This is a genomic window from Lactiplantibacillus songbeiensis, assembly GCF_005405125.1.
Classification (GTDB): domain Bacteria; phylum Bacillota; class Bacilli; order Lactobacillales; family Lactobacillaceae; genus Lactiplantibacillus; species Lactiplantibacillus songbeiensis.
This window is the reverse complement of sequence record NZ_BJDL01000030.1, coordinates 1-20835: the sequence shown is the minus strand read 5'-3', so window position 1 is coordinate 20835 and position 20835 is coordinate 1. Positions and strand designations below refer to the sequence as shown.

Genomic DNA, 20835 nt, shown 5'->3' with positions numbered 1-20835 from the left:
TAAAGGTTGGATTGCGCATGGCAGATTATCCCAGTTTGTATACGACACAAGCGATTAATGTGGACGGGTTGCAAGGTGAATCTTGTGTGCCGAATGGCTTAACTGTGCCAGTGTCGAGCCCATTGAGTGCGGCGCCCGGGACCAATCCGGAGCAATTAATCGGCTTGGCATTGAGTACCTGTTTAAATGCGACGTTAGAACAGATTGAAAAAGAACAACAAGTTATCCATCAGAGTACGGTTGTGACGACCGTTAAGCTGAGTCGGGATCAGCAAGGCTATCAATTTGTCGTTGATGCGACCGTGACCATTCCAGAAGTTGATCAGGCGACCGCCGCTGCATGGCTGGAACTGGCCGAGGCACGTTGTCCCGTTGCTAAGTTGCTAGCGGGTAGTGCCAATGTGACGATTTATTTGTAAACTGACTTAACAGTGTTGTGTGCTAGGGGGGAGGTGGAGCTAACTTGCCACTCTGGTTGGGCCAGAATCAGCTGGAACGTGGTGGCCGCGTTTTCGAGCCAAAGTGCGGTCTCGAAAGCCGGGCTTTATCTAAGTCGGAAAATCACCGACCAAGATAAACGACACCACTGAGCCAATTCTGGCCCGCCCGGCGTTAATTAACTGGGTATTTGTCAATGATGGCTTATTTTTTTAACTAACAGACACAATTTACCCTAGTACTGGACGTTACACTATTGTTGCTCAATAGACAAAAAAATGACCAGCTGGCATTTTGTCAGTTGGTCGTTTTAGGTTAATGGTGCATGAAATGTTGGCAAAGATGATGATGGATAAATGCTGGACAATGGTGATGCGCTGGTTCGGTCTTGATCTTGGCTTTGACCGCACCGACTTGTTCAACGGCAACTTGTTTAGTCTTTTCACGTTCGATTTTGAGTTTAAGATGCAATTGTCGCGCTTGCCAAAAGCCGTGAGCTGAGATAGCAACGGGAATGATGTTCAAGGCTAACGTTGCCGGAATTAACCATGGATTTTTTTGAATTAAATCGTTCATTTTAGCATGGTGTTGATTGATGGCTTGATGGATTACTTTTGGTGGTAACATTTAATCACGTCCCTTATGAGTTTGTGTTCATCATACCTTAATTGGTAAGCGGTGTCATTTTTTAGTGTGGTATTGGTTGTGTTTTTCGTTGATCAGATATGACAGGATTAAAAATAATTAGGAACATGTTTAAAACCGGAAACGTTAGGCTAGCAGAGATTGCAATGGTACAATTAAGTTGGCAACAATTTCTGTGTGCGATTGCTGGTGACGTGTCCTAAATATGGGAGGTGTTGCCAGTGGATGAGTATTTGCTTGGCAATTTAGTTAGGAGACGGGTCTTCAGTTTGTTCTTCATCAAGCTGAACGTCGCAAAAGCGTTGAGAGAATTTCGAAAATTAGCACATGACGTTCAGTTAGTATTGATCGTTGCTATGGTTATTGCCATTGCAATTGTCGGTACTGTCATCGTGCTAAGCGCGACTAATTAGAGATTCAGCCACAAAAAAAGTCCGTTGTTTACACCAACGGGCTTAAGTGGTTTTAAAAGTACCAATCAACAATGAAACTTCTTAGGTCGCGTCACAACCAATACAAGCACGTAGCAAGCATTGATTGAAACCAAAGACTAGCGTGATTCCTGTCACGCTGGTCTTTTTGTGTTGAAACACAAACAACCTTACACACTGATTATACTTGATGATCATATTAAGTCAATTAAAACCAAGCTATCAAAAAACGGATCCAAGACATTGGCTTAGACCCGCTAATAGAACTATTTTTGCTGATTCATCTTACTATGGCGAATCCCATAGCTGAAGTAAATGATTAGTCCGAGGACGAACCAAATTAAGGAAGTGGCCCAAGTTTCTAAAGATAATTGGGTCATCATGAAGATACATAGTAAGCCGGAAATGATCGGTAAGTAAGGATAAAATGGGACGCGGAATCCCTTGATTTTATTTAACTTAGGGTTGCGACGTAATAAGATAATCCCAAAGGAAACGAAGGTAAAGGCGATCAAAGTCCCGATGTTAACTAAGTTAGCCAATTGTCCAAGTGGAATTAAGCCACCGAGAATCGAAATGACAATCGTGACGGTCACCATCGCGTGCTTGGGCGTGTGGTTCTTGTCAATCTTACCTAAGAAGCTCGGTAATAAGCCATCGCGACCAATCGAGTAGAGTAAGCGCGAACTACTATAAATCGTCGTGACCATCATCGTGAACATGCCGGCTAAGGCGCCGATGGAAACAATCCCTGCGATGAAGTTTTGGTGAACTAATTGCAAGGCGAATGTGACGGCATCATCAACATTTAACAATTTGTAAGAAGTCATCCCAGTCAAAACTGCGGCGACCATAATATAGAAGATCGTACAAATAACCAACGTGCCGATAATCCCAATTGGCATATTGCGCTTGGCGTTCTTGACTTCAGCGGCAGAACTGGAAACGGCATCGAACCCTAGATAAGCGAAGAAGACGACCGCCGCGCCTTTGAAGATGCCGTGGACGCCAAATGGTGCAAAGGGTGTCCAGTTGCTAGGCTTGACATAAAATGAGCCGACTAGCAGGAACATGATAATAATAGCTAATTTCAAGACAACAATAATATTATTTAGCCGAATCGAGGTTTTTAGCCCTTCATCAATAATCCAAGCAATCAGGCAAACGATGATAATTGCCACTAGGTTGATGTAAGTACCGTGGGCGGGATCAAATGAACCGGTAATTGCTTTGGGTAATCTTAAGCCAAAGCCAGCAATAAATGAATTGAAGTATGCGGCCCAGCCAACTGAAACGGTGGCAACCGCTAAGACGTATTCCAAGACCAGCGCCCAACCGGTAATCCAGCCGACCAATTCACCATAAACAATGTTACCGTAAGAGTAAGCCGAGCCAGCAACGGGCAAGACAGATGAAAATTCAGCGTAACACATCGCCGCAACCGCACAAACAATGGCGGCAATGACGAATGATAAGATAATGCCGGGTCCAGCTGTCGTGGCGGCAACGGTCCCTGGTAGAATAAAAATCCCCGTTCCAATGACCGCACCGATACCTAGAGCGATTAGATCCACCGCTGATAACGTTCGTTCAAAATGTCCGTCCGCCTTTAAATAACGATCTAGATTTTCTTTTTGGAAAATCCGTTGACGAATCCCCATTAATAGTAGCCACCTTTTTTAGTTATTTTTAACAGTCACTTGTCACAAATCGACAAATTTACTGATATGCCATATCATACCGTGACTGATTATTAAAAGTCAATGAGAAACGCGGATTAATTGTTAAAAGTCGTGATTTTAGTTGATTCTACAAGCTTATTTTCGAGTTTTAATGGGGTTACAAGTGCGGGAAATTCTGATAAGATGATTATTAATTAAAGTCGGTGGGCGTTTGAATCAGTACCGAAGTTATACATAGTAGCCTATGCTTGGTGCTAGTTGGTTTAAATTGCCACTCTGGTTGGGCCAGAATTGGCTGGAACGTGGTGGCCGCGTTTTCGAGCCACAGAGCGGTCTCGAAAGCCGGGCTTTATCTAAGTCGGAAAATCACCGACCAAGATAAACGACACCACTGAGCCAATTCTGACCCGCCCGGCGTTAATTAACAGGAGTTACTGACTATCTATTGTCGACCTCAAATTTAGCCGAGAGGTTGGGTCCTAAAATGCTCAGCCGTGTCGTTAGTCTTAGTGCGAGTGGTCTGCTCGGACTTAGACCAAGGTCAGTTTTGAAGACCGGTTTTGAGGCTTCGAAATGGCCCATGGCGTTCCAGCATTTTAGGACCCAACCGGCACGCGGCAATCTCAACTAGCACCAAGCGTAGTATTGAAGTTATACATAAGTAGTCTTAAAAACTAAGGGGGAATGTCACCGTGTCAGCGATGTTGGTAGCAGAAGATTTATCCGCAGTCGGCGGGATTTCATTGAGTGCAGCCGTACCAGTATTGACCGCGATGGATTATCAAGTAGCGGCGTTACCGACGAGTTTATTGTCGACGCATACAAGTGGCTATGGCACGCCAGCAATTGTAGATTTATCGGCATGGTTGCCACAAGTGTTTAAGCATTGGACGACCGCACAGCTGGACTTTCAGCAGGCGTTAATTGGGTATGTTGGTTCGGTGGCTTTGTGTCAATTATTAACGGATTATTTAACCAAGCAATCATTAGAACTCTTGGTGGTCGATCCAGTGTTAGGGGATTTAGGACGATTATATGATGGTTTTGATGCGGCTTACGTGGTAGCTATGCGCCAGTTGATTAAACCGGCCGATGTCATTTTGCCTAACGTAACAGAAGCGTGCCTATTGACAGGAACGCCTTACCAGTCGCAACCGGAGCTAGCGCCGTTACTGCAACAATTGCAACAACAGTTAAAATCTGGGGCACAAGCAATCATTACTGATGTCACTCAGGATGATCAGATTGGCTGTGCTTGGCTGGCAAATGACCAAGTCCAGTTTAGTGGTCAACAGCGCTTACCTGGTCATTATAATGGTACCGGGGATACCTTGGCTGCAGTGTTAGCTGGTTTGTTAGGCCGTGGCTATTCGCTTGAACGGAGTATCAGGTTAGCGAACCAGTGGTTAAATCAGGCGGTCGCGGCAACTTTAGCGCAACATCGTGCTAGTGAGCGGCAGGGGATTGCACTTAGTGGCATCTTGCGAGAAATTTTAGCGTTAGATCAAGGTTGAAATGTTATACTAAATGGGTATTTAATCAGATTTGGGAGGATTTTGTTCATGAGTACAGAAGTAGCCAGCGGTGCCGTTGTTTACCAACAAAAAGACGGCCATCCCGCTTATTTACTATTACAAAGTGCCACCAGTGATTTTTGGGGATTCCCTAAAGGTCATTTGGAAGGCGATGAGACTTTAGTTGAAACGGCTAAGCGTGAGATTAAAGAAGAAACCCAACTCGATGTCCAAGTCGATACGAGCTTTAAAACGTATACAGAATATGGGTTACCCAATGGCAATCTAAAACAAGTGACATTATTTGTCAGCGAAGTCCCAACCGGTGTGGCTGTGACCCGGCAAAAAGCCGAGATCAGCGCAGTCGGCTGGTTCGACTACGCTGCCGCTCGCGAACGATTGACGTATGATAATTTGAAGCGGATGTTGGATGAGGCTAATGCGTATATTACGAAGTAGAGTGTGAGGTAAGCCGGGTTGAGACTGAGCATTGCCTAGTACTTAGCATTACTCGGTGGGGTTTCCGAGTGGTGCTAAGTGCGTAGCAAGCGCAGGTCTCAGGCTTGCCGAACACGTTTCGGCAAATGCCACCATAGACACAAAAAAATTACCGGTCCGTCGCATAAACGGTACCGGTAATTTTAAACTACCAAGTGAATCATTATCTTATTTTTTTAAGTTAAGCAGTAACGATTTTTAGGCTTGCGTCTTTAAGTTTGCGACTGCATCTTCGATTGTGACGCCTTCAGCGCGCAATTCGGGATGAAGTTTGTCAGTCGCCACAAATAATTGCCGTTTCGTATCGAGTACGATATTGAACCAGCTGTTAGTTGTTTGAAATTTCATATGACAAGACTCCTCTCTGAAAATTGTTCGGTCTTGCTACGAGATGCTTACAATCATCTATGAACCTTACAATTTATTTACTATACGCTGTTCGTTGATATAAAGCAAATGAAAAGCCTTACAACTTTGTGAAAATTTAAGCTAATTTAGGAGAAAAATAAATGACGACGCCAAGAGTTTTTGTAGTAACGGGTCCGACAGGCAGTGGGAAAACGACGGTTTGTCGTTACCTATTAGAGCAGTTCAATATGCCACAAGTGATCACCCATACGACCCGAGCACCCCGGTCTGGGGAAGTTAATAATGTCGATTATTACTTTGAAACGCCGACGAGTTTTGCGACTAAGCATTATTTGGAACATGTCACTTATAGTGGCAATCAATATGGGTCTTCACGGGAAGGCTTGCAGGCGGCTTGGGAAAAAGCCCCATTAATTAGCATTGTGCTTGATACTGCTGGTGCGGTGACCTATGCGCAGGAATTGGGTGCGCAAGCCGTCGTGATCTATCTGGAAGTGACGCAACAGGATGCGTTAATTGCCCGGTTAACCAAGCGAGGCGATGAAGCTAGTCGGATTCAAAAACGGGTGGCCAGTAAAGAATATGAACGTGATCAACAATTACCAGCTGGGCTAGTTGGCCATGCCCACGTGATTGTTAACGACGATTGGGAACAGACGAAAGCAGAACTACAAGCCTTAGTCACGCGGTATCAAGCTGAGTAATATCTTTTATTAGTGGACTATGCTAAACTAAATAGTAATGATTACGCTTGTTGATTAGTGTAATCGGGATTTTAAGAATGGGGGCCCCACCAACATGGACGCAACATTGGAACAGGCGGTTAAGGTCTTGCGACGCAATCAATTAAAGATTACCAAGCAACGCCAAGCCCTGTTAGACTATTTAGTGACTTATCAACATCATTACGTGGCAATTTCGGCGGTCGATGACCATATGCGAACCTTATTTGCCGGAATGAGTCATAATACTATTTATCGTAATATTAAAGAATTTGAAACGTTGGGTTTATTGGAATTAAAGGCCGAAGCCAATCAAACGTTGGTCAAATATCAATGTGACTTTAAGCATCAGCACCACCATCATTTTGTTTGTTCGAATTGTGGTCGGGTGATGGAGTTACAAGAGTGTCCGTTAGATGACTATGTGGCACAGTTACCCGGTTGTACGATTACGGGCCACCGGATTGAAATTTATGGATTGTGTGCGGACTGTACAGCCAAGCAACAATTAGCGACTAAATAAGCTGACTACGGGTCGGCTTTTTTTCGTGGACTGGTAATGGTTGTCGACTAAGGCAATCTAAGCGTAAAGAGTTTATTAATTTCGAGAATAATTAATGCACTTTTAATGGTTCCATGTTTAAATAGAAGTTCGAGATAAGAAGAACGGATAATTGACTCAGAAGGGAATGACATCGATGGCTTATCGGACACCGCCATTTATTTCACCATTTGCAATTGTATCGATTGTACTTGCACTGGGTGCCACTAACGTTGTTGTCAACAAAACGACCAAGACGGTTAACGGCGCACCAGCTAGTTCCAGTGTGGTCCAAACGTCAACAATCAGTGGGAGTAGTAGCGACAAAAATAAACCGGACGATAAAAGCAGTAGTTCGGATAGTAGTAAAGATAAGAGCAGTAGTGACTCATCCAGTGATGACAGTTCATCAGATAGCAGTTCTGATGATAGTACAAGCAGTTCTAGTGATGACACAACCGAAGCAAGTTCATCATCGGCTAAGAAGAATAGTACAACGGCCCAATCTAGTGCCAAGAAGACGTCTAGCTCAACGGCTGACGAAACGAATGACGATGATACGACGGATGCAAGTTCTTCTTCTACCGCGAAGAAGCATTCAAGTACCACTGAAAGTTCAACGGATACTACGACGGACGATACCACGACAGATAGCGGGGCGAATGATTAATGTTTAGTATTCTAGATATGATTAACCATGCCCTTGGTTATGTTAACGTCAATGTTAAGATAAAAAACCAAATCTATACCTTGTTAGGGGCAGCCGGTAACTGCTACCTTGGCTATGTGGCGATTCGCTTAATGCAAAATGGCAGCTGGTTGCGTGGGATTATCTACATGTTAGTTTTCCTAGTGATCATTTACTTTTTAGTTTTAAATATCATTTATTACTTCACGAATCGGCAGGCTAAGTTTGACTTGTCACCCAAGATTGAAAAGTTATTAGGTGGTAAACCGAAAGAAGCCATTGAAGCTGAAAAGCAAAGTCGCGTTGGTCAAAACCAGAACCAGCCGTATATTCCGGCAAACGGGATCTTTGACGGTCAAGAATTATTACCCGCTGCGGTGAAGACTTCGTATGCGGAACAGCATAATGTCCATCAAATTGTTGATCAGCTCCAAGCAGCCAATATTATTCGGTTAGACTATGGTGGCATGAGTGATGCGGCGATTATGACGCAAGTCCGGTCAACTGGCGAACCTGTTAAGGCAATCGGTCAAGGCATTCAAATTCCGTATTCACAATTGAAATTAGAAAACCATAAACTGGTGATTTATGCCGGGATTAACCAGATTGACCAACTACCAGTTGGTCACATCACCCGCGTTGGCTTGACCGATGTGCATGATGCGCATGAAGATTATAAATTGTACCTGGCATCAACGCTAATTACGGGCGGAATGGAAAAAATCGCTGGGCGAACGTCGACAATCGAACAGCCGGGCGATTATCAGATTTCGGCGCAAGTGGCGTTTGAGGACAGAGTGTGAGGTAAGCCGGGGTGAGACTGAGCATTGCCTAGTACCTAGTAGGACTCGGTGAACTTTCCGAGTCGTGCTAGGTGCGTAGCAAGCGCAGGTCTCAGGCTTGCCGAACACGTTTCGGCTAATCAGCAAAAAAGTCCCACTGACAGCAACTCATAACGAGTTCCTACCAGTGGGACTTTAAGTTATGCTAAAATCCTAAAGGACATCCAAAATCGCTAACGGTGTGGCTAACCGATAAGTGACCTGCTGATGCTCAGCGTTTGGGTCCATGCCCCAAACGGCCAACCCAAAGTCAACACCAGCTGCCGCGGCCGTTTGTTCATCACTCAAGGAATCACCAACGAATAACGCGTCACTTGGCTGAACCCCGACTTTTTCCAGGGCAGTTAACAGCGGCAATGGATCAGGCTTGATCTTGTCAGTGTCATCGGCGCCAATCACAACGTTCATGCGGTCCATAATCGGATAGTCACGCATACCAGCTTCAATTTCGTTGCGCCGTTGTGACGTTACAATCCCGACTTTGAGTTCAGCGGGTAATTGTTCAAAGACCGTGGCCATCCCATCGTAGAGGGTAATATCTGAAAAATGGTCGGCCATTACGGCTTCATAGCGAGCTTGAAAGTGATCAAATTGGTCGGCCGCAATCCCCAAGTGGGCCATCGCTTGTTCAGCGGCCATTGGGAAAGTGGCTTGGGCGTCGGCGTCCGTAAATGGTTTGCCATATTCTGCTAAAACAATCCGCATCACGCGGGCATATGCCGGTTGGCTGTTAGTCAAAGTACCATCAATATCGAACATTAAAGCACGGTAAGTCATGGGGCATCTTCCTTTCGGTCAAATCCTAAGTATCAGTTGCTTGACTGGGGTGTTTGATTTAGTTTGTCGTCTGGTTTTTTTGACCAGTATGTTTTAAGACAGATGTGTCGTTTTGTACACCAAGCTTAAATAGAAATAGGTCACAATTTTAATGTTTTTTAACGCCGGGCGGGCCGGCATTGGCTCAGTGGTGTCGTTTATCTTTGCCGGTGTTTTTCCGGCTTAGATAAAGCCCGGCTTGGAAGACCGTTCTTTGGCTTCCAAACGCGGCCACCACGTTCCAGCCGATGCTGGACCAACCAGAGTGGCAATTACAACAACCCAATCAATTCCAGTATGTAAGACTAGTATATCAAATTAAGCGTTGACAGCTAGAATTTGAATTGTTATAGTTAGATTAATAATTGATGAGGAGCTAATGATATGTCATTACCGTTAAATCAAAAAACTCAAACTAGCTTTTACTTTTGGTATTTTCGCTAGTGTTTGTGCCAGCTGCTTTGGTGCAAACACGGATCCGATGTTTGCATCGATGCGGCTTGCCAAAAGCTTTTTGTGATTCAACGGCGCCCATGGATGTTTTGAAAATTCCAAGGGTGGCTAATTAGAAGTCTTTTTTCAACTAGCGCATTTCTTGGAACTTTCTGAGAAATGCGCTTTTTGATTAGCCGTTTACAAAACAGCCCGCAACCCCAAACCAACCAAAAAAACTTGGAGGAATCAATATGCCAATTGATAGTACAACTTTAGTGCAACATATGAATGACCGTTTAAGTGAAATCCAACCATCCGATATTTTAGCGTTCAATGCTGAAATCGCCAATATTCCTGGAATCGTACGTTTAACATTAGGCGAACCAGACTTCAATACCCCTGAACATGTCAAGCAAGCCGCCATTGACAGTATTAACAATAACGAAAGTCACTACGCGCCATCAAACGGGACCCCAGCTTTACGACAAGCCGCGGCGAACTTCTTATCTAAAAAGTATGGTGTTAACTACGACCCTGATAATGAAGTCATTATTACGGCTGGTGCGACTGGTGGGATTTACACGGCGTTGAGCTCGATTTTGAATCCTGGCGATGAAGTCTTGATTCCAACGCCAATCTTCCCATTGTACATTGCGATTGCGAAGTTGGCTGGCGCCAAACCAGTCTTTATGGATACGTCAGCGAATGGCTTTGTCCTTTCACCAGAACAATTAAAGCAAACTTTGGCGGATCATCCCAAGGCCAAAGCAGTGGTCTTGAACTTCCCATCGAACCCAACTGGGGTCACTTACCGGGCGGCGGATCTGAAAGCTCTAGCAGCAGTATTGGCTGACAAACCAATCTTTGTGCTTTCCGATGAAATCTACAGTGAATTGACTTACGGTGAGACCCATGTGTCCATCGCTTCATACTTGCCGGAACAAACGATTTTACTGAATGGGGTCTCTAAATCCCACGCGATGACTGGCTGGAGAATTGGGATTATGTGCGCACCAAAGGCCATTACGGCGCAACTGGGTAAGATTCATCAATTTACGGTCACCACAACGACGGCTAATGCCCAGGCTGCAGCGGCGGAAGCGTTAAGTAATGGGATGGATGATGCTCAAACGATGAAGCAGGAATACCAAGCTCGGCGCGACTACTTATATGAAGCTTTGAACAAACTTGGCTTCAAATCTGCTAAGCCAGAAGGGGCCTTCTATCTCTTCAGTAAGATTCCAGCCGGCTTGCCACAAGATAGTATGGCCTTCTGCCGTGAATTAGCGCATGAAGCACGGGTTGCTTTGATTCCTGGTAGTTCATTCGGTCCTGGTGGGGAAGGCTACGTCCGGATTAGTTATGCCGCTTCAATGGACAGCCTTAAAACGGCGGTTGAACGGATGGCAACGTACGTGGCAAGTAAAGCGGAGGTTAAGTAATGACGAAAATTTTAATGTTTAGTGTTCGTGATGATGAAGAAGCGGCGATTAAAGATTGGGCTGCTAAAAATAACGTTCAAGTTGATACCAATGATTTAGAATTTCACCCAGAAACGGCCCATTTGGCAAAAGGGTACGATGGCTTAGTCATTCAACAACGGAGTGCCATTGGTGATGATCCCAAAGTTTACCAACAATTGGCCGACTATGGTTTAAAACAATTAACTAGTCGGACGGCTGGGGTTGATACGATTGACCTAGCCGCTGCGAAAGCGGCCGGCTTAACGGTGACCAACGTGCCTGCATACTCGCCTAACTCAGTCGCTGAAATGGCGGTAACCCAGACGATGCGGCTGATTCGGAATTTGGAACTCTTCGACCAACGGATTAATCAACAAGATTTCCGCTGGGCCGGTCTACAAGCCCGCGAAATTCGGTCATTAACCGTCGGCATTATTGGTGCCGGCCGGATTGGTGGTACCGTGGCGCATTTATTCCATGGCTTAGGTGCCAAAGTGATCGCTTATGATGTGAAAAAGCGGCCTGAATTAGAAGATGTTTTGACGTATGTCGACACCAAAGAAGACCTATTGAAGCAGGCTGATGTGGTGACCCTACATGTTGACTTGAATCCAACGTCGCAAGCCTTGATCGATGGACCAGCCTTGAAATTAATGAAGTCTGATGCGTTCATTATCAATGCGTCACGTGGGCCCGTTATCGTCACGAAAGCCTTAGTTGCGGCCTTAAAAGCTGGTGAAATTGCTGGAGCGGCTTTAGATACGGTTGAAGGCGAAGCGGCGTTATTTAACCAAGATCATTCTGGTGAACCTTTGCAAAATGACTTAGTCGCGCAATTGATGCAAATGCCAAATGTTATTATCACGCCACACGTTGGCTTCTACACCAACTTAGCGGTTAAGAACATGGTCGACATTAGCTTGGACGATGTGTTAACGATTATTAACGGCGGTTCAACTGATCACGCCTTCTAGCAAACGATATTTAGGTTAGTTAGTGTTTGCTTGCCACTCTGGTTGGTCCAGAATCGGCTGGAACGTGGTGGCCACGTTTCCGAGCCACAAGGCGGTCTCGAAAGCCGGGCTTTATCTAAGTCGGAAAACCGCGACTAAGCTAAACGACACCACTGAGCCAATTCTGGCCCGCCCGGCGTTGATTAACTGAAACAGTTTAGTGAGTGGATCAGTTGCTTTAAAAGTGTCATGATGTTCCAGCCTCAATCTAGCCCAACTGAAGCGAAAATTAAACTCAAAACAGCGCGTTACCAATCGAAATTGGTAACGCGCTGTTTGTGGGTTAAAGGGTTTCAAATAGATGATGATAATCCGTAATGGTTTGATCAATCTTAACGCCAGCGGGCATGGCCGGAATAGCCTCTTCGGGTGCATGAACTAAGACGGTCTGGGCGGCCTTGGCATTATTCGCAGCTTGAATCCCCGACAGCGAGTCTTCCAGAATCATGCTGGTCGCAGGTACGCCGCCAATGTGCTTCAGCGCTTGTAAATACATGTCTGGGGCTGGCTTACCAGGCAGGCTGTCATCGTTAATCACCACTTGGTCAAAGTCGAACCAGTGACTGAGGTTCAAGTGGTCAAAGAAAAACTCGACATTCTTTAATTGTGAGGCTGTCGCGATATTCACTTTAATACCAGCGTCATGACACCGATCTAAAAAGGCGGGTAAACCGGGTGCCAAATGGAAAATTTCAGGTTGTTCTAGACAAATTTGACGATACAAAGCTTCTTTTTCGTCAGCTAAAGTGGCAACTTTGTTAGCGGGGAGCGGTTGGTCGACGAATAAGTCAAAGGTGTATTGATTATTACGACCAGCGATATCGTTGAAGAATTCCGCTTCGGTCATTTGATGGTTAAAGGTTTGTTTGAGCATTTGGCCCCAAGCTTGGCGTTGTAGCGCTGTGTCAAAAAACATGGTGCCGTTGAAATCAAAAGCAATCGTTTTAATCATAATTAAAAGTTCCTTCCATTACTGTTATCGGTTACAAAAACTAGTGTACCGCTAAATCTCTGAATTGACTAACTGGCCATTAGCTAACAGCAGGTGACCGTGTTTCTTAATTGTGACTAAGCGACCACGGACTAATTCAAGAATACGTGAGAATTTATCAAGTGGCTAGTTGATGGGATAACATTAGCGAAAATCGAAAAAATTTCAGAACTTTTTTCTTTTAAGCCACTTTTTAAGTGATTGGTAGTCAGTAGACTAAAGCCATTAACTGAAAGAAAGCGGGGGCGATGATGTTAGGTATTATCAGCCATACCTTGGCACAGCCAGCAATGGCGCCGTGGGATGCCTTATTGGTTTGGAATGGTTTAGTTGTGATTGGTGTCGGCGATTTGGGCTTGATTATCTATCAGATGAAGCAAAAAATTAACCATGAAGATTAAAATAAAATGAGAAAACAGTCGGTAAACTCCCGGTAAAAATGGGGTTACCGGCTATTTTTTTGTTGCAAATAACGAATATTAAGCTTAATTTTGCTTGCTTTGTTCAACTAGACCGCTGATTTAAGCTATTTTAAACGAAAGATTCGCCGTGAATTAGCACTATTTTAGTTATTATGAACAATAATAGCCTATATTTTGACAAAATGACTAATTGTGTATTAAACTATTTAAATAGCATTAACGAAGAATAAGAATTCTTTAACATCAAATATTAATGCAATAATTCTAAACATCAGTTTTGAACTGATTGGAAAGCGAAGGTGACTGTTATATGTCAATGATCGAATTTCACAACGTCGAAAAGTATTATGGTGATTTTCACGCCCTCACGAATATTAATTTAACGATTAATGAAGGTGAAAAGGTTGTTTTGATCGGGCCGTCTGGTTCCGGAAAGAGTACCTTGATTCGAACCGTCAATGGGTTGGAACGCGTTCAATCAGGACAGTTACTAGTCAATGGCTATGACTTGGCGGACAAGAAGACGGATATGAACAAGATTCGTAAAAACGTCGGCATGGTCTTCCAACATTTTAATTTATATGCGAATAAAACCGTTTTAGAGAATATTATGATTGCACCACGACTCGTCTTAAAGCGGCCAGAAGCTGAGAATAAAAAGTTAGCGATGGATTTACTAGACAGTGTCGGTCTTGCGGATAAAGCCGGTAATTTACCAAGTCAACTCTCCGGGGGGCAATCACAACGAATCGCGATTGCGCGGTCGTTGGCAATGAAACCAAAATGTTTGTTATTTGACGAACCAACTTCAGCGCTTGATCCAGAAATGATTGATGATGTATTGAACGTGATGAAGAATGTTGCGGCTGACTCCAGTATGACAATGTTGGTCGTCACCCATGAAATGGGCTTTGCGCGTGAAGTTGCCGATCGCGTGGTCTTCATGGCAGATGGTCAGATTTTGGAAGATGACCGCAAAGAACAATTCTTTGACGGCGAACCGACCAATGAACGGGCCCGTCAATTCTTAAGCAAAATTATTACACACTAAGCAGCCAGGGGAGGTCATTTGATGAAAAAGTTAAAACGTTACCTGGGCGTGCTCGGCATGTTGGGCGTCTTAACGCTCGTCTTAACCGCATGCGGTGGTCGCAAATCGTTATCACAACAAGATGTTTTAACGAATGATAAGGCCAGCAATACGATTACTTGGGGCGTCAAAGCCGACACGAAGCTGTTTGGATTAATGGACGTTCAGGATAATACGATCAAAGGGTTCGATGCCGATGTGGCCACGGCCATTACGAAGCAGATCCTAGGTAAAAATGGGAAAGCGAAGTTCGTGCAAGTTACGAGTCAAACGCGGATTCCGTTATTAAAGAATGGGAATATCGATGCGATTATCGCAACGATGACGATTAGTCCGGAACGGAAGAAGCAAGTTGATTTCTCAGAATCATACTTCGATGCTGGCCAAGCCTTATTAGTCAAAAAAGGCAGTAAGGTGAAGTCGGTCAAAGATTTGAATAAAGCTGGCACTAAGGTCTTAGGGGTAACGGGGTCTAGCTCGGTTGCGAATATTAAAAAGTTTGCGCCTAAAGCTAAAGTGCTGGAATTATCAGACTACGCGCAAGCGATGACTGCCCTCAAGTCTGGTCAAGGGGTGGCACTAACGACTGATAATGGGATCTTATATGGGATGGCGACTGAAAACCCCGGCTACGAAGTTGTGGGTGGCACGTTTACCAAAGAACCTTATGGGATTGCCATCAACAAAGGGCAAGCACCATTCAAAAATAAAGTGAATGCAGCACTTAAAGAAATCGAAGCTAATGGGACTTATAACCGTTTATTGAAGAAATGGTTCGGTAATGTCGCCGGCTTCAATTATAAGGAGGCGTCGCGCTAATGGTTTATATTCTAACGCACTACTGGTCAGAGTTGATTCAGGGGCTTGGCTATACCTTATTATCCAGTGTGATTGCACTGGTCTTCAGTACCGTTATTGGGACGATGTTTGCGATCTTTGAAGTCTTGCCGAATCACGCCATGCGGATTATCGGTCGGATTTACATTGAAATTTTTCGGAATATCCCACTGTTAGTGATTGCGATGTTCTTCTACGTGATTATTCCGATGTATGTGGCTAAGATTGATGGTTTTACGGCTGGGACGATTGGGTTGACGATCTATACCTCGTCATTTATTGCTGAAACGGTTCGAGCCGGGATTCAATCAGTTGATAATGGTCAGATGGAAGGAGCGCGTTCTAACGGGCTGACTTACTGGCAAGCGATGCGCTATATCGTGTTGCCACAAGCCTTTAAGATCGTCATTCCACCATTGGGTAACCAGTTCATCAACTTAGTGAAGAATTCGTCGGTGTTAGCTTTCGTGGCCGGGTTCGACTTGATGTATCAAGGAAACTCGATTGCGTCGTTATCACTCGATACGATTAATAGTTACGTGGTTGTTGGGTTATTCTACTTAGTGATCACGTTACCACTCAGTTATTACATGCAGCATTTAGAAAAACGGTTAGCTAATTAAAAAGGAGGCGGCGTTGAATGCAAAACTTTATTGAAGCCTATTCATGGGTCAACATGCGTTTCTTGCTGGAAGGCCTCTGGGTGACTGTCGAAGTGTCGATTATCTCGATTATTGCCAGCTTTATTATTGGTTCAATTTTAGGTGTCTTACGCTATGTTAAGATTAAATACTTATCAAGAGTTGTGGGCTTTGTGGTCGATATCGTGCGGAACTTACCGTTGATTTTGATCATTTTCTTTACTTACTTTGGCCTGCCACATCTTGGGTTTAAACCGGGGATTATCTTTGCAGCCGTCTTAGCGATGACAATTTTCGAATCAGCGATGTTGGCGGAAATCATTCGTTCCGGGATTTTGGCCGTCGACTATGGGCAAATGGAAGGTGCTCGGGCTAACGGGATGTCTTACGTCCAAGCACTTTGGCACATTGTCTTTCCACAAGCGATTAAGAAGACGATTCCGACGATTGTGAGTCAATTTATTTCTTTGATTAAGGATACGTCATTGGCTACGATTATCGTGTTGCCGGAATTACTGAATCATGCGCAGATTATTTATGGGCAAAACTCCGCGTACATTATTCCAATGTTTGTCATGATTGCGGTCATGTACTTCATTATCTGTTACGCGTTGTCCGTATTATCACGGGTGTTGGACAAAAAATTAGCATAAGTAGTTGTGAACGTTCTGAGGTGATGACCTTGGGACGTTTTTTAGTTTTGGCATCAGGTTAAGTTTGAGGTGGCTTGTCACTCTGGTTGGTACAGGATCGGCTGGAACGTGGTAGTCGCGCTTGCGAGCCACAGGTCGGTCTCACAAGCCGGGCTTTGACTAGGACCGGTAAAATCACCCGCTCCAAGTCAAACGACACTACTGAGCCCATGCTGGTCTGCCCGGCGTTCATTATTGTGGTTATTTTAACTAGCGTTGGGCGGAAAGGTAATTATTGTTAGTTATTAGCGAGCTGATAAATAATCCGACATAGCGTCATAATCACTAGTAACCGAAGAAAACAAAGGACAATCAATACAGTACTAGCTTGACGAATGTTAGTCCCAATTCATAAAAATGACTGACGTTTAGCTTAGTTAAGTTGCCTTACAAGGACGAAGCAAGGTGTGTCTTAGTATATTGTGCTATTCCGAGCAAAAGGATAAATATCATTTTGACTTATAACCTGACTAATTGACTGAAATGTTGAAATTAGTATGATTGTCTATTCCAATTGGAAACGCTTTCATATATAATAGTGGCATATTGAGCAAAAAGCTACTAAGGGGATGCTAAGATGTTTAGTCCAGAAGAAATATTAACGCAGAGTATAGCCAAAGGAACCGCCAAGACCCAACGTTCACTGTTCACTAAGTTCCTGTTAGGGATGATTGGTGGGGCCCTGATTGGGATCAGCTTTCTGGCTAACGTCCGCGTGTCGGCGTCGATTCCAGCTAGTTTGGGAAGTGTGGCAACCTTGGTTGGAGCGACCGTCTTTCCCATCGGGTTGGTGATGATTTGTTTAGCTGGAGGGGAATTAGCGACTGGAAATATGATGACGATCAGTACGGCGATGTATGCGAAGCGGATTAGTATCGGCAAGTATGTCGTTAATCTGTTAGAGATTACCGTAGCTAACTTAGTCGGCGCAATCTTAGTGGCGTATTTTTTCGGACACTTTGTCGGGTTGACGCACATTGGGGTCTTTAGAACGACCTTGATTACCATGGCGCAGTCCAAAGTTACGGCGTCATTTTGGCAGAGTTTTGTGTCTGGCATTGGTTGTAACTGGCTGGTTGGCTTAGCAGTCTGGATGTCATTTGGCGCTAAAGATGCAGCTGGTAAAATTTTGGGCGTTTGGTTTCCAACGATGATCTTTGTCGCGGCTGGTTTCCAACATAGTATTGCCAATTGTTTCTTGATTCCGGCCGCTGTTTTTGAAGGTGGGGCAACTTGGGGGCAATTTATTAGCAATTTAATTCCCGTTTATCTTGGCAACATCGTCGGTGGGGGGATTATTGTGGGTGCGGTCTATTACTTGAGCTTTAAAGCGAAAGCAACTAAATAAGCATAGAAAAAGGTCATCCGGAGTGGATGGCCTTTTTGTGTGCCGAGTTTAAGCGGCTTGATCTTGATGTTGTTTGAAGTAATAAATTGGAATCCCTACGAGGACAATCACGAACGATAATAAAACGCCCGGTAGATCAGAGCCAATCTCACTGACAATCACGAACAGCGCCCCGAGAATTGCGATAATGGGTGTTACTGGAAAGCCCGGTGTTGAGAATGGCCGGACACGGTCGCGATTTCGTTTGCGGAGCAGGAAGACCCCAACAAACGTTGCAACGTAGAAACAATAGACCGTAAAGATACATAAATCAGATAACCGGTCAGGGTTGAAGAATGAGATCATGATGCTGGCTAGGATTAAAATCACAATCGTTGCGACAATTGGTTCATGCGACTGGCGATTGATATAGCGTAGCTGCTTGGAGAAGGGTAATTGATTCCGTTCTGCCATGGCATACATGATACGAGGGAATGTCATAATCTTCCCATTCAGACAACCGACCATCGACACAATGACGCCGATATTTAAGAGGCGCCCGCCAATCGTACCGAAAGCCGCTTGGGCGAAGTAGACCGTCGTTTGTTGACCCAAAGCGTGAATCTTGGCAGCGGGGATAAAGTGTAAAATCCCATAGGTCACTAACGTATAGGCAATCAAGACGAGTGAAATGCCTAAAATGATCGCTTGGGGCAAGACTTTTTGTGGTTCTTTAATCTCACCGCCCAAGTTAGCGACTAAAATCCAACCGTCATAGGCAAATAAAGTGGCTAAGACGGCGACCCCAAAGCTACCGGTTGATTGGGTGACCGTCTTTAAGGATTGACCGAAAGCATTTTGGTCACCAAAGAACAGGCCAAAGATGATGATGGCGGCAATTGGTAGTAATTTACCTAAAGTGGTGACGATTTGAAAGGCAGCGCCCCAGCGGTTTTCGAACATATTCAAAATACCGATGAGGACGATCACGCCAATCGCCAGTGGTGCTTGCCACCAGCTAGCTAGATGGAAGAATCCTACTAATAAGATACCTAAGTAAGAGGCAATTGAGGCGATAATCGCGGGACCGTAGATAGAAACTTGCATCCAACCGGATAGGAAGCCCCAAATCTTCCCGTAAATCTTTTCCATATAAACATAAAGCCCACCAGTATGCGGCATTTGGGCGCCGACTTCAGCGATGGTCAGCCCGGCGGTTAAGGTGATAACGCCACCGAGTAACCAGGCTAACAGCGCGTTAGTCGTTGAACCGGCACTGTCTAAAACGGATGATTGCTTGAAGAAAATCCCGGACCCAATCACGGTCCCAACGACTAAGGATAACGCCGACCAGAATCCGAGCGAGCGATTCAGGGTTGGTGCTGTTTTTTCAGATGACATGCCTGCACGACCTCACTTTCGCTGTAGAAGCCAGCGTGAATAATTGAATGCATTTAGCATACCAAATAATACGGTTGGTGACAATTAGAAATCACGCTAAATGGGGTATTTTTAAGCTTAATTACGAACTAATTTTAAAATGTGACGTTGAAAGTTCGATAAATATAATTATACGGATTATAACTGTTTTAAAATGTTCGGGTCGTTTGGTCAACAATAATGCCTAATTTTTTGGCAGCTAAATTAAAGTCAGGTATAATCTGAAAGGTGAGAGAGAAGAGGAACGAAAATGGTAATTGCAATTGTGAGTTTCCTAACGCTAAGTAGCGTGGGGTTATTTGGGTTGTTATGGCGCGGTGCCCGCCAACACCATCATCAGACGACCGGCCGTGAGTTTGGGGTGGGCGTGGCGATTGGGGCGGTGACCGACTTTTTAGATACGTTAGGTATTGGGAGCTTTGTCACGACGACGGCCATTTTTCAAGCGAGTCATTATTTAAAAGATGAACGCCAGCTGCCGGGAACGTTAAATACGGTTCATGCGATTCCCACGGCTGTTGAAGCGTTGTTCTTTGTAACGACGGTTAATGTGGAACCGTGGACACTAATTAGTCTAGTTGTTGCGGCCGCGGTTGGTGCGGTTATCGGCAGTGAAGTGATGGTCAAGCTGAATCAACGGCGGATTCAACTAATTATGGCGGTGGCGTTAATTGTGACGGCTTTAATGATGGCGGCCAAGTTGTTAGGCTGGATCAGTCTGCTCGGTATCGCTAATCACGCGACTGGTTTACGTGGTTGGCCATTAGCGATTGGGATTGGCGGTAATTTTATCCTCGGTCTATTAATGGCCGCCGGGGTCGGTCTGTACGCGCCATGTATGGTAATGGTTTATTTTCTTGGATTAACGCCAATTGCGGCCTTTCCAATTATGATGTTATCTTGCGCGCTACTGATGCCAAGTTCAGCGGTTAATTTTATTCGCCGTGATCGCGTTGACTATCGGGGCTTGTTCGGCATTATTGTCGGTGGTATGTTAGGCGTGGTTGTTGCCGCAACGGTGGTTAAATCATTATCGCTAACCGCGCTCAGTTGGCTAATCGTGATCGTCAGTTTATGGACGGCGCGGTCATTATGGCGAGCAGCAGTGCGGCAAAAACATCAAATGGTTTAACGTAGTGGTACGCTTGGTTCTAGTTGAAATTGCCGTCTGCCGGTTGGTTCCTAAAACGCTGGAACGCCATGGGCCATTTTGAAGCCCTCAAGCCCGGTCTTCAAAACTGACCTTGGCCTAAGTCCGAGCAGACCACTCGCACTAAGGCCAACGACACGGCTGAGCA

Annotated in this window: 23 protein-coding genes; 17 read left to right on the top strand and 6 right to left on the bottom strand. The window is 44.8% G+C overall.

The genetic code is table 11. The features are described from left to right. Nucleotides 1-17: 17 nt before the first annotated feature. Nucleotides 18-419 (top strand): OsmC family protein, encoded by a 402-nt coding sequence (locus FFM77_RS11880; protein ID WP_137635981.1) that lies wholly within the window; start codon nt 18-20, stop codon nt 417-419. 334 nt (nt 420-753) lie between these two features. Here the strand turns inward: FFM77_RS11880 and FFM77_RS11875 are convergent, their stop codons facing one another. Beyond that, nucleotides 754-1065 (bottom strand): transposase, encoded by a 312-nt coding sequence (locus FFM77_RS11875; RefSeq protein WP_137635980.1) that lies wholly within the window; start codon nt 1063-1065, stop codon nt 754-756. A 239-nt stretch (nt 1066-1304) separates the two neighbouring features. Here FFM77_RS11875 and FFM77_RS11870 point away from each other — a divergent pair, with 239 nt between their 5' ends. Next, the gene (locus tag FFM77_RS11870) at nt 1305-1496 is read left to right on the top strand and encodes a hypothetical protein (RefSeq protein WP_137635979.1); all 192 of its coding nucleotides are present in this window, start codon (nt 1305-1307) and stop codon (nt 1494-1496) included. A 284-nt stretch (nt 1497-1780) separates the two neighbouring features. On the opposite strand, the gene FFM77_RS11865 is transcribed toward FFM77_RS11870, so the two are convergent. Next, entirely contained in the window at nt 1781-3175 is a 1395-nt protein-coding gene (locus tag FFM77_RS11865) for an amino acid permease (protein ID WP_137635978.1), read from the bottom strand. A 722-nt stretch (nt 3176-3897) separates the two neighbouring features. On the opposite strand from FFM77_RS11865, the gene FFM77_RS11860 reads away from it, so the two are divergent. Both FFM77_RS11860 and FFM77_RS11855 read left to right on the top strand, forming a co-directional pair. Then, nucleotides 3898-4710: a PfkB family carbohydrate kinase gene (locus FFM77_RS11860; protein ID WP_223876835.1), complete on the top strand. Its 813-nt coding sequence runs from the start codon at nt 3898-3900 to the stop codon at nt 4708-4710. Between the two features lie 48 nt (nt 4711-4758). Further along, nucleotides 4759-5169 carry a bis(5'-nucleosyl)-tetraphosphatase gene (locus FFM77_RS11855; protein ID WP_137635976.1) on the top strand — a complete coding sequence of 137 codons (411 nt, stop codon included), beginning with the start codon at nt 4759-4761 and terminating at the stop codon, nt 5167-5169. A gap of 237 nt (nt 5170-5406) precedes the next feature. Here the strand turns inward: FFM77_RS11855 and FFM77_RS11850 are convergent, their stop codons facing one another. After that, nucleotides 5407-5556 (bottom strand): hypothetical protein, encoded by a 150-nt coding sequence (locus tag FFM77_RS11850; protein ID WP_137635975.1) that lies wholly within the window; start codon nt 5554-5556, stop codon nt 5407-5409. A 161-nt stretch (nt 5557-5717) separates the two neighbouring features. Between FFM77_RS11850 and FFM77_RS11845 the strand changes: the two genes are divergently transcribed. The 4 genes from FFM77_RS11845 (at nt 5718) to FFM77_RS11830 (ending at nt 8331) form a co-directional block, all read left to right on the top strand. Next, nucleotides 5718-6281 carry a guanylate kinase gene (locus FFM77_RS11845; protein WP_137635974.1) on the top strand — a complete coding sequence of 188 codons (564 nt, stop codon included), beginning with the start codon at nt 5718-5720 and terminating at the stop codon, nt 6279-6281. A 94-nt stretch (nt 6282-6375) separates the two neighbouring features. Continuing rightward, nucleotides 6376-6822: a Fur family transcriptional regulator gene (locus FFM77_RS11840; RefSeq protein ID WP_137635973.1), complete on the top strand. Its 447-nt coding sequence runs from the start codon at nt 6376-6378 to the stop codon at nt 6820-6822. Between the two features lie 175 nt (nt 6823-6997). Then, nucleotides 6998-7510 (top strand): hypothetical protein, encoded by a 513-nt coding sequence (locus FFM77_RS11835; protein WP_137636003.1) that lies wholly within the window; start codon nt 6998-7000, stop codon nt 7508-7510. Next, nucleotides 7510-8331, top strand: a complete 822-nt coding sequence (locus FFM77_RS11830; RefSeq protein ID WP_137635972.1) for a DUF6681 family protein — start codon at nt 7510-7512, stop codon at nt 8329-8331. The genes FFM77_RS11835 and FFM77_RS11830 overlap by 1 nt, the downstream gene beginning before the upstream one ends. A 192-nt stretch (nt 8332-8523) precedes the next feature. Here the strand turns inward: FFM77_RS11830 and FFM77_RS11825 are convergent, their stop codons facing one another. Continuing rightward, nucleotides 8524-9147 (bottom strand): HAD family hydrolase, encoded by a 624-nt coding sequence (locus FFM77_RS11825; protein ID WP_137635971.1) that lies wholly within the window; start codon nt 9145-9147, stop codon nt 8524-8526. 725 nt (nt 9148-9872) lie between these two features. Here FFM77_RS11825 and FFM77_RS11820 point away from each other — a divergent pair. Together FFM77_RS11820 and FFM77_RS11815 are read left to right on the top strand one after the other, a co-directional pair. Continuing rightward, the gene (locus FFM77_RS11820; protein ID WP_137635970.1) at nt 9873-11063 is read left to right on the top strand and encodes an aminotransferase class I/II-fold pyridoxal phosphate-dependent enzyme; all 1191 of its coding nucleotides are present in this window, start codon (nt 9873-9875) and stop codon (nt 11061-11063) included. After that, a complete protein-coding gene (locus FFM77_RS11815; RefSeq protein ID WP_137635969.1) occupies nt 11063-12058 on the top strand; it encodes a D-2-hydroxyacid dehydrogenase in 996 nt (331 codons plus the stop codon). The genes FFM77_RS11820 and FFM77_RS11815 overlap by 1 nt, the downstream gene beginning before the upstream one ends. Before the next feature lie 322 nt (nt 12059-12380). Here FFM77_RS11815 and FFM77_RS11810 read toward each other — a convergent pair whose 3' ends face one another. Then, nucleotides 12381-13049 carry an HAD family hydrolase gene (locus FFM77_RS11810; protein ID WP_137635968.1) on the bottom strand — a complete coding sequence of 223 codons (669 nt, stop codon included), beginning with the start codon at nt 13047-13049 and terminating at the stop codon, nt 12381-12383. Nucleotides 13050-13336: 287 nt separating this feature from the next. Between FFM77_RS11810 and FFM77_RS14040 the strand changes: the two genes are divergently transcribed. The 6 genes from FFM77_RS14040 (at nt 13337) to FFM77_RS11785 (ending at nt 18118) form a co-directional block, all read left to right on the top strand. Next, nucleotides 13337-13489: a hypothetical protein gene (locus FFM77_RS14040; RefSeq protein WP_171001623.1), complete on the top strand. Its 153-nt coding sequence runs from the start codon at nt 13337-13339 to the stop codon at nt 13487-13489. A 331-nt stretch (nt 13490-13820) separates the two neighbouring features. Further along, a complete protein-coding gene (locus FFM77_RS11805) occupies nt 13821-14561 on the top strand; it encodes an amino acid ABC transporter ATP-binding protein (protein WP_137635967.1) in 741 nt (246 codons plus the stop codon). A 21-nt stretch (nt 14562-14582) separates the two neighbouring features. After that, nucleotides 14583-15419, top strand: a complete 837-nt coding sequence (locus FFM77_RS11800; protein ID WP_137635966.1) for a transporter substrate-binding domain-containing protein — start codon at nt 14583-14585, stop codon at nt 15417-15419. Next, on the top strand, nt 15419-16060 hold the full coding sequence (locus tag FFM77_RS11795; protein WP_137635965.1) for an amino acid ABC transporter permease: 642 nt from the start codon (nt 15419-15421) through the stop codon (nt 16058-16060). Before FFM77_RS11800 ends, FFM77_RS11795 begins: the two co-directional genes overlap by 1 nt. Before the next feature lie 17 nt (nt 16061-16077). After that, nucleotides 16078-16731: an amino acid ABC transporter permease gene (locus FFM77_RS11790; RefSeq protein ID WP_137635964.1), complete on the top strand. Its 654-nt coding sequence runs from the start codon at nt 16078-16080 to the stop codon at nt 16729-16731. A gap of 616 nt (nt 16732-17347) precedes the next feature. After that, the gene (locus tag FFM77_RS11785) at nt 17348-18118 is read left to right on the top strand and encodes a formate/nitrite transporter family protein (protein WP_137635963.1); all 771 of its coding nucleotides are present in this window, start codon (nt 17348-17350) and stop codon (nt 18116-18118) included. Nucleotides 18119-18166: 48 nt separating this feature from the next. Here FFM77_RS11785 and FFM77_RS11780 read toward each other — a convergent pair whose 3' ends face one another. Beyond that, nucleotides 18167-19498, bottom strand: coding sequence for an APC family permease (locus FFM77_RS11780; RefSeq protein ID WP_137635962.1), 1332 nt, complete (start codon nt 19496-19498; stop codon nt 18167-18169). Between the two features lie 289 nt (nt 19499-19787). On the opposite strand from FFM77_RS11780, the gene FFM77_RS11775 reads away from it, so the two are divergent. Beyond that, nucleotides 19788-20669 (top strand): sulfite exporter TauE/SafE family protein, encoded by an 882-nt coding sequence (locus FFM77_RS11775; protein WP_137635961.1) that lies wholly within the window; start codon nt 19788-19790, stop codon nt 20667-20669. Nucleotides 20670-20835: the final 166 nt, after the last annotated feature.

What these genes read in the sequence shown, in the direction of transcription:
- FFM77_RS11780 (WP_137635962.1), bottom strand. Translation starts at nt 19,498, where the DNA reads ATGTCATCTGAAAAAACAGCACCAACCCTGAATCGCTCGCTCGGATTC.
- FFM77_RS14040 (WP_171001623.1), top strand. Translation starts at nt 13,337, where the DNA reads ATGATGTTAGGTATTATCAGCCATACCTTGGCACAGCCAGCAATGGCG.
- FFM77_RS11860 (WP_223876835.1), top strand. Translation starts at nt 3,898, where the DNA reads ATGTTGGTAGCAGAAGATTTATCCGCAGTCGGCGGGATTTCATTGAGT.
- FFM77_RS11840 (WP_137635973.1), top strand. Translation starts at nt 6,376, where the DNA reads ATGGACGCAACATTGGAACAGGCGGTTAAGGTCTTGCGACGCAATCAA.
- FFM77_RS11875 (WP_137635980.1), bottom strand. Translation starts at nt 1,065, where the DNA reads ATGTTACCACCAAAAGTAATCCATCAAGCCATCAATCAACACCATGCT.
- FFM77_RS11785 (WP_137635963.1), top strand. Translation starts at nt 17,348, where the DNA reads ATGTTTAGTCCAGAAGAAATATTAACGCAGAGTATAGCCAAAGGAACC.
- FFM77_RS11865 (WP_137635978.1), bottom strand. Translation starts at nt 3,175, where the DNA reads ATGGGGATTCGTCAACGGATTTTCCAAAAAGAAAATCTAGATCGTTAT.
- FFM77_RS11800 (WP_137635966.1), top strand. Translation starts at nt 14,583, where the DNA reads ATGAAAAAGTTAAAACGTTACCTGGGCGTGCTCGGCATGTTGGGCGTC.
- FFM77_RS11830 (WP_137635972.1), top strand. Translation starts at nt 7,510, where the DNA reads ATGTTTAGTATTCTAGATATGATTAACCATGCCCTTGGTTATGTTAAC.
- FFM77_RS11775 (WP_137635961.1), top strand. Translation starts at nt 19,788, where the DNA reads ATGGTAATTGCAATTGTGAGTTTCCTAACGCTAAGTAGCGTGGGGTTA.
- FFM77_RS11880 (WP_137635981.1), top strand. Translation starts at nt 18, where the DNA reads ATGGCAGATTATCCCAGTTTGTATACGACACAAGCGATTAATGTGGAC.
- FFM77_RS11835 (WP_137636003.1), top strand. Translation starts at nt 6,998, where the DNA reads ATGGCTTATCGGACACCGCCATTTATTTCACCATTTGCAATTGTATCG.
- FFM77_RS11815 (WP_137635969.1), top strand. Translation starts at nt 11,063, where the DNA reads ATGACGAAAATTTTAATGTTTAGTGTTCGTGATGATGAAGAAGCGGCG.
- FFM77_RS11795 (WP_137635965.1), top strand. Translation starts at nt 15,419, where the DNA reads ATGGTTTATATTCTAACGCACTACTGGTCAGAGTTGATTCAGGGGCTT.
- FFM77_RS11810 (WP_137635968.1), bottom strand. Translation starts at nt 13,049, where the DNA reads ATGATTAAAACGATTGCTTTTGATTTCAACGGCACCATGTTTTTTGAC.
- FFM77_RS11825 (WP_137635971.1), bottom strand. Translation starts at nt 9,147, where the DNA reads ATGACTTACCGTGCTTTAATGTTCGATATTGATGGTACTTTGACTAAC.
- FFM77_RS11790 (WP_137635964.1), top strand. Translation starts at nt 16,078, where the DNA reads ATGCAAAACTTTATTGAAGCCTATTCATGGGTCAACATGCGTTTCTTG.
- FFM77_RS11820 (WP_137635970.1), top strand. Translation starts at nt 9,873, where the DNA reads ATGCCAATTGATAGTACAACTTTAGTGCAACATATGAATGACCGTTTA.
- FFM77_RS11855 (WP_137635976.1), top strand. Translation starts at nt 4,759, where the DNA reads ATGAGTACAGAAGTAGCCAGCGGTGCCGTTGTTTACCAACAAAAAGAC.
- FFM77_RS11850 (WP_137635975.1), bottom strand. Translation starts at nt 5,556, where the DNA reads ATGAAATTTCAAACAACTAACAGCTGGTTCAATATCGTACTCGATACG.
- FFM77_RS11805 (WP_137635967.1), top strand. Translation starts at nt 13,821, where the DNA reads ATGTCAATGATCGAATTTCACAACGTCGAAAAGTATTATGGTGATTTT.
- FFM77_RS11845 (WP_137635974.1), top strand. Translation starts at nt 5,718, where the DNA reads ATGACGACGCCAAGAGTTTTTGTAGTAACGGGTCCGACAGGCAGTGGG.